2 protein-coding genes are annotated in these 1,264 nt (G+C 64.4%); both read right to left on the reverse strand.

Features of this window, described 5'->3' with window-relative positions:
* Window positions 1-444, reverse strand: a 444-nt coding sequence (locus ACGF5C_RS34715; protein ID WP_393308644.1) for a MaoC family dehydratase, incomplete at its 3' end; no start/stop codon positions are given.
* A 277-nt stretch (window positions 445-721) separates the two neighbouring features.
* Window positions 722-928, reverse strand: a complete 207-nt coding sequence (locus tag ACGF5C_RS34720; RefSeq protein WP_393308646.1) for a hypothetical protein — start codon at window positions 926-928, stop codon at window positions 722-724.
* Between the last annotated feature and the right edge of the window lie 336 nt (window positions 929-1,264).

Consider the following 1,264-nt stretch of genomic DNA (forward strand, 5'->3'; position numbering starts at 1 on the left):
CACTCGGATAGTGGCCTGCACCCCTCCTGGCACGTCGGTGCACGCCAGGATTTCGCCGCTACCACGCACGCGCGATCCCGCCGGCACCGGAGCCGGGAACCGGACGCGGTCGGCACCGTAGTTCACCCCCATGGAGACGTTCCGAACATTGATCAGTTGCGGCAGAAAGAGATTGCACAGCGCCAGCGTGAGATATCCATGCGCGATCGTCGACCCGAACGGTGAACTCTTCGCGCGTTCGACGTCGACATGAATCCATTGGTGATCGCCCGTCACTTCGGCGAAGTCGTCGATCCGTTGCTGGTCGATCAGGACCCAATTCGTAGGCCCGAGCACAGCGCCCACTGCACCACGCAGACCTTCCAGGCCGTCGACCACCAACGGTTCCGCATCTGGATTTTCCGGTGCCATTGCGGGGGCGGAAATCTTCTGAACGATACTCATCGGCAATCTCCTTCGTTGTCCGTCATTCGACCGGGAGGTGGTCGGCGGGCGCTGATCGAGCAACCCGTCATAGCTCGGGGTTGCGGACGGCTACTCCCATAACACGTTCAGGCGCAGCCAGATCCAGCCCGCTAGTCTCTCGGCTGGCGCAGCAGTGGCGCGAGCGGAGTCCGACTCCGTCCGGTGTGAGTGTCAGGCGAGAAGAGCGGACTCTCGGCAACGCCCATCCGGAAGGTCGCCAGCAGCGCAGTTTCGCCGGCATCCGGCGGTAATGCGGTCACGGCTGGGAGGCGGGAACGTCGAGCGGCGCATCGGCCGGATACTCGTGCGGCGCCATCGCATAGGTTTCGGTGAGCAGCGCGATGAATGCCGGGTCGGTGATCGGGCCCGTCGGTTCGCTGCAGGCGATCCCACGGGTACGCAGATCGGCAAGCAGCATGTCGAAAACGGTCTCCAGGGGGTGCTGCTGTGTCGACGTGCCCATCGGAGTTCCTTCCATCTGTCGCTGCGCATCGGCCGGCTCCACTGCGCTTCTCCCGGACAGGGTGCGGCGTTTCGCGACCTCCCGAATCTGTTCGCCCGGCGGACGTTACCGGCGTAATACGAAGGCGCTGAGCGAATTTCCCGCTCAGCGGAAGCGTAGTCACCCGTTTCGACCTGCACGTCCTCCGGGGACCAGAAGGCACACCTTTCGACCCCCGGGCGGCGCATGGATGGGCACCGCGACATGAGCGTCCGCCTACGCCGCCGACGGTAGATCCTCCCAGGAAGTCATCCGCCTACGACCGGGACGACGACCCTTTCCGCAGCTCAACGCTTT

This window comes from Micromonospora sp. NPDC047620 (genome assembly GCF_043205005.1).
Classification (GTDB): Bacteria; Actinomycetota; Actinomycetes; order Mycobacteriales; family Micromonosporaceae; genus Micromonospora.